General features: G+C 66.4%; 5 protein-coding genes and 1 pseudogene. All 6 read left to right on the forward strand.

Features of this window, described 5'->3' with window-relative positions:
* Nucleotides 1-268 (forward strand): annotated as a pseudogene (locus HMPREF0372_RS19920) (V-type ATP synthase subunit E); the annotation flags it as partial.
* Nucleotides 269-292: 24 nt separating this feature from the next.
* The gene (locus HMPREF0372_RS00660) at nucleotides 293-1,291 is read left to right on the forward strand and encodes a V-type ATPase subunit (RefSeq protein WP_039996400.1); all 999 of its coding nucleotides are present in this window, start codon (nucleotides 293-295) and stop codon (nucleotides 1,289-1,291) included.
* Nucleotides 1,284-1,598: a V-type ATP synthase subunit F gene (locus tag HMPREF0372_RS00665; RefSeq protein WP_007488053.1), complete on the forward strand. Its 315-nt coding sequence runs from the start codon at nucleotides 1,284-1,286 to the stop codon at nucleotides 1,596-1,598. Before HMPREF0372_RS00660 ends, HMPREF0372_RS00665 begins: the two co-directional genes overlap by 8 nt.
* 311 nt (nucleotides 1,599-1,909) lie before the next feature.
* On the forward strand, nucleotides 1,910-3,688 hold the full coding sequence (locus HMPREF0372_RS00670; protein ID WP_009257889.1) for a V-type ATP synthase subunit A: 1,779 nt from the start codon (nucleotides 1,910-1,912) through the stop codon (nucleotides 3,686-3,688).
* Entirely contained in the window at nucleotides 3,685-5,067 is a 1,383-nt protein-coding gene (locus tag HMPREF0372_RS00675; protein WP_007488057.1) for a V-type ATP synthase subunit B, read from the forward strand. The genes HMPREF0372_RS00670 and HMPREF0372_RS00675 overlap by 4 nt, the downstream gene beginning before the upstream one ends.
* A 190-nt stretch (nucleotides 5,068-5,257) precedes the next feature.
* On the forward strand, nucleotides 5,258-5,895 hold a 638-nt coding region (locus HMPREF0372_RS00680; protein WP_007488059.1), incomplete at its 3' end, for a V-type ATP synthase subunit D.

A 5,895-nucleotide genomic window follows, 5' to 3' on the forward strand; every position in this document is an offset into this window, starting at 1 on the left:
GGGGCTGGCGGCGAAGGCGTCGTCCACGGGACGGGAGGAGGTCATTCTGTCCCAGAAGGACCGGGCGCGCTATGGCAAGCAGGTGGTCACCCAGGCCAACGAGAGGCTGGGAGACGGCCATTTGACCCTGTCTGTCCAGACCCGGCCCATCCGGGGCGGGCTGATTCTCAGCGACGGGGACGTGGAAGTGAACTGCACCTTTGAAACACTGGTGCGCCTCCTGCGGGGCGAGATGGACCGGACGGTTGTGGAGGTGCTCTTTGGCTGAGCGCTCCGATAGGGAGGCGAAAACTTGAGTAAGATCAGAGACACGGATTATTTGACCATCTCAGCCCGCGTGCGGGCGATGGAGAACCGCCTGGTGACCCGGGAGCGGATGGAGCGGATGGTGGAGGCCCGCAGCGACGACGAGGCGGTGAAGGTGCTGGCCGAGTGCGGCTATGAGGAGCTGCCGGCCCTGACCAACCGTGGGCTGGACGAGCTGCTCTCGGCGGCGCGGGCGGCCCTGTACCGGGAGCTGGGCGGCGCAGTACCCGACAAACGGCTGGTGGAGCTGTTTCAGATGAAGTACGACTACCACAACGCCAAGGCCCTGGTAAAGGGGGCCGCGGTGGGGGCGGACGCCGACCGGCTGCTGATGGAGGGCGGGCGGTGGAGCGCCGCCCAGGTGAAGGAGGCCTTTCAGCGGGACAGCCTGCGGGAGTTCACCGGCCCCTTCCGCCGGGCGGTTGTGCAGGCCCGGGAGACCCTCAATGGTGGAAATGACCCTCAACTGGCCGACTTTGTGCTGGACCGGGCCTATTTTGCGGAGATGGCGGAGACGGCCCGCGCGGTGGGCAGCCCCTTCCTGGAGGGGTATGTGCGGCTGCTCATCGACGCCGCCAACCTGCGCTCCGCCGTCCGGTGCGCCCGGATGGGGAAGGGGAGCGACTTTTTGAGCCAGGTGCTCCTGCCCGGGGGAAATGTGGAGGCCCACGTGCTCACGTCAGGCAAGGGCAATGATCTGGCGGCGGTGTTCCGGGCCGGTCCCCTCAGTGATGCGGCGGCGGCCGGCGCGGCCCTCACCGCTCCCGGCAGCGGGGAGCTCACCGCCTTTGAGCGGCTGTGCGACGACGCGGTGATGGGCTACCTGGCCCAGGCCCGCCGCATCCCCTTTGGGGAGCAGGCGGTGGTAGGCTATCTGTACGCCCGGGAGGCGGAGTTCACCGCCATCCGCACCATCCTCTCCGGCCGTATGGCCGGGCTGGACGCGGACACTATTCGGGAAAGGCTGCGTGAGGCCTATGTCTAACTATAAAATCGCGGTGCTGGGCGACAAGGACAGCGTGCTGGGCTTCAAGGCCCTGGGGCTGGACGTGTTCCCGGCGGAGAGCGCGGAAGAGGCAAAGCGCACCCTTCACGCTCTGGCGAAGGAGAACTACGCGGTGGTGTACCTGACCGAGGGGTACGCGGCCCACATGGAGGCGGAGCTGGAGCGGTACAAGGACGCGCTGACCCCCGCGATCATCCTGATTCCCGGCAAGGATGGCTCCCTGGGCATCGGTATGGCCAACGTCAAGCGGGCCGTGGAGCGGGCCGTGGGCGCGGATATTTTGTAGCTCCCCCTACGCCCGTAACGCGTTGGGCGCCCTGTAGGGGCGGGTGCCCACACCCGCCCGCGCCGAAGACGGAGCAGGCCGAGGGAGCGGATCATCGGCAATGGCCGGAAGGACGGGCGACCATGAAGGTCGCCCCTACGTCCGGAACGCCCTGCGGTAGGGGCGGCCTTTATGGCCGTCCGGACCCCCGGCGGAGCCCAACGAAGTGGGTCCGGCGGGGAGGAGGAGGCGCAACGGAACGAGTGAGCGTTCCCGTTTACGGGGACGCGAAGGATGTGCAGTTTGCGCCGACGAGAAAGAAGGTTGAAGCATTGAGCGGAAAAATTGTCAAGGTCTCCGGCCCGCTGGTGGTGGCGACGGGGCTGAAGGACGCCAACATGGCCGACGTGGTGCGGGTGGGCGAGCAGCGCCTGATCGGCGAGATTCTGAACATGAACGGCGATGCGGCGTCCATCCAGGTGTACGAGGAGACCTCCGGCCTGGGCCCCGGCGCGGTGGTGGAGACCACCGGCGCGCCCATGAGCGTGGAGTTGGGCCCCGGTATCATTGAGAACATCTACGACGGCATCCAGCGCCCTCTGGAGGGCATCATGCGGAAGGCGGGGAACAACAATCTGCCCCGGGGCGTGGAGGTGCCCGCCCTGGATCGGGAGAAGAAGTGGGACTTCACCGCCGTGGCCAGGCCCGGCGACAAGGTCACCGGAGGCGACGTGCTGGGCACCGTCCAGGAGACCAGCGTGGTGCTCCACAAGATCATGGTGCCCCCCACCCTGTCCGGCACCATCGAGTCCATCCAGTCCGGTTCCTTCACGGTGCTGGACACGGTGGCGGTGCTGGTGGACGGGAAGGGGGAGAAGCACGCGCTGACCATGGTGCAGAAGTGGCCCGTCCGCGTAGGGCGGCCCTACAAGCACAAGTATCCCCCCAGAACCCCTCTGCTCTCCGGCCAGCGCATCGTGGACGCCATGTTCCCCGTGGCCAAGGGCGGCACCGCCGCCATCCCCGGGCCCTTCGGCTCGGGCAAGACGGTGATGCAGCACCAGCTGGCCAAGTGGTCGGACGTGGACATCGTGGTCTACATCGGCTGCGGCGAACGGGGCAACGAGATGACCGACGTGCTGCGGGAGTTCCCCGAGCTGGTGGACCCCCGCACCGGCGAGTCCCTGATGAAGCGGACGGTTCTGATCGCCAACACCTCCGACATGCCGGTGGCCGCCCGTGAGGCCTCCATCTATACCGGCATCACCATCGCCGAGTACTTCCGTGACATGGGGTACGACGTGGCCGTCATCGCCGACTCCACCTCCCGCTGGGCCGAGGCCCTGCGCGAGATGTCCGGCCGCCTGGAGGAGATGCCCGGCGAGGAGGGCTATCCGGCCTACCTGTCCTCCCGCTTGGCCCAGTTCTATGAGCGGGCGGGCATGGTGGAGTGCATCGGCTCCGACGAGCACCGCCGGGGCTCCCTGACCGCGGTGGGTGCGGTGTCGCCCCCCGGCGGCGACCTGTCCGAGCCGGTCAGCCAGGCCACCATGCGCATCGTCAAGGTGTTCTGGGCCCTGGACGCCTCCCTGGCCTACAAGCGCCACTTCCCGGCCATCAACTGGCTCAACTCCTACTCCCTGTACCTGGACTCCCTCAAGCCCTGGTATGACGAGCACCTGGGGCCCCAGTTCATGGTCAACCGCGACAAGGCCATGTCCATCCTTCAGGAGGAGGCCAGCCTCAACGAGATTGTGCAGCTGGTGGGCAAGGACTCCCTGTCCGCCGCCGACCAGCTCACCCTGGAGACCGCCAAGATGCTGCGGGAGGATTTCCTCCAGCAGAACGGCTTTATGGAGGTGGACTGGTACTCCAGCTACGAGCGCCAGGACAAGATGATCCAGATGATTCTGGACTACGACAAGCTGTGCCGCGCCGCCATTGAGAAGGGCGCCGCCACCGCCGAGCTGTTCGCCATCCCCTTCCGGGAGCAGATGGGCCGGGCCAAGAGCGTGCCGGACGACCGGTACGCCGCCGTCTACGCCGATATGGCCCGGGAGATGGAGGAGCAGATCGCGGACATCGCCGCCCGGGGAGGTGCTGAGGAATGATCAAGGAATACCGTACCATACAGGAGGTCAACGGCCCCCTGATGGTGGTGCGCCGGGTGTCCGGCGTCACCTACGACGAGCTGGGGGAGATTGAGCTGCCCGACGGCGCCGTACGCCGCTGCCAGGTGCTGGAGGTCAACGGCGACAACGCCGTGGTTCAGCTCTTTGAGTCCTCCGCGGGCATCAACCTGGCCGAGTCCAAGGTGCGCTTCCTGGGCCACCCCCTCCAACTGGGCGTGTCCGGCGACATGCTGGGCCGGGTGTTCAACGGCATGGGCAAGCCCATCGACGGCGGCCCGGAGATTCTGGCCGAGGAGTACCGGGACATCAACGGCCTGCCCATGAACCCCGCCGCCCGGGACTACCCCAACGAGTTTATCCAGACGGGCATCTCCACCATCGACGGCCTGAATACCCTGGTGCGCGGCCAGAAGCTGCCCATCTTCTCCGGCTCCGGCCTGCCCCACGCGGCCCTGGCCGCCCAGATCGCCCGGCAGGCCCGTGTGCTGGGGGACGACGCGGGCAACTTCGCCGTGGTCTTTGCCGCCATCGGCATCACCTTCGAGGAGTCCGACTTCTTCGTACAGGAGTTCCGCCGCACCGGCGCCATCGACCGGACGGTGCTCTTCACAAACCTGGCCAACGACCCGGCGGTGGAGCGCATCGCCACCCCCCGCATGGCCCTCACCGCCGCCGAGTACCTGGCCTTCGAGAAGGGCATGCACGTGCTGGTCATCATGACCGACATCACCAACTACGCCGAGGCCCTGCGCGAGGTGTCCGCCGCCAAGAAGGAGGTGCCCGGCCGCCGGGGCTACCCCGGCTACCTCTACACCAACCTGGCCACCCTCTATGAGCGGGCGGGGCGGCAGCTGGGCAAGAGCGGCTCCATCACCCTCATCCCCATCCTCACCATGCCCGAGGACGACAAGACCCACCCCATCCCCGATCTGACCGGCTATATCACCGAGGGACAGATCATCCTCTCCCGGGAGCTCTACCGCAAGGGCATCATCCCGCCGGTGGACGTGCTGCCCTCCCTGTCCCGCCTGAAGGACAAGGGCGTGGGCCCCGGCAAGACGCGGGAGGATCACGCGGGCACCATGAACCAGCTCTTTGCCGCCTATTCCACCGGCAAGGAGAACAAGGAGCTCATGAGCATCCTGGGCGAGGCCGCCCTGTCCCCCACCGACCTCCAGTACGCCAAGTTCGCTGACGAGTTCGAAAAGCGCTACGTGGCCCAGGGCAGCGACGAGAACCGCTCCATCGAGGAGACTCTGGATCTGGGCTGGGAGCTGCTGAGCATCCTGCCCAAGGCGGAGCTCAAGCGCATCAAGCCGGAGTTCATTGAGAAGTACCTCCCGAAAAAGGAGGGGTAATCCATGCCCGCGATTAACGTGAACCCCATGCGGCCGGCCGCATGGGGGCCCCTGGATTTCCCATTCTCGGGCGGAATGAATCCGCCCTGCGGAAATCGCCTGCGGCGCTTTTGCGGCGCAAAAGCGCCGTCCCCGCGCGGCGGGGCCCCTCTGAAGGCTGACGGTGGCGCAAGGAGAGGAGGGGTAATCCATGCCCGCGATTAACGTAAACCCCACCCGGCAGGAGCTGACGCGGCTGAAAACCCGGCTGAGAACCTCCATCCGGGGCCACAAGCTGCTCAAGGACAAGCGCGACGAGCTCATGAAGCAGTTCATGGACGTGGTGCGGGAGAACCGGGCCCTGCGGAAGAGGGTGGAGGAGGGGCTGATGCGCGCCCACGGCTCCTTCACCGTGGCCTCCGCCCTCATGTCCACCGAGATGCTGGAGCAGGCCCTGCTCTACCCCAAGCAGAGCGTGGAGCTGGACATGACCTTCCAGAACATCATGAGCGTCAATGTGCCGGTGTACCACTTCAAGACCAAGAGCGACGACGCCGGGGAAATCTACCCCTACGGCTTCGCCACCACCTCCGGCGAACTGGACGGCGCCGTGGAGGCCCTGTCCGGCGTGCTCCAGGATATGCTCCGCCTGGCGGAGATCGAAAAGACCTCTCAGCTCCTGGCCGAGGAGATCGAGAAGACCCGCCGCCGGGTCAACGCCCTGGAGTATGTAAAGATCCCCCAAATGGAGGAGGCCATCCAGTATATCACCATGAAGCTGGACGAGAACGAGCGCGCCAACACCATCCGCCTCATGAAGGTCAAGGACATGTTACTGAAAGAGGCCAT

The organism is Flavonifractor plautii ATCC 29863 (genome assembly GCF_000239295.1).
GTDB classification, from domain to species: domain Bacteria; phylum Bacillota; class Clostridia; order Oscillospirales; family Oscillospiraceae; genus Flavonifractor; species Flavonifractor plautii.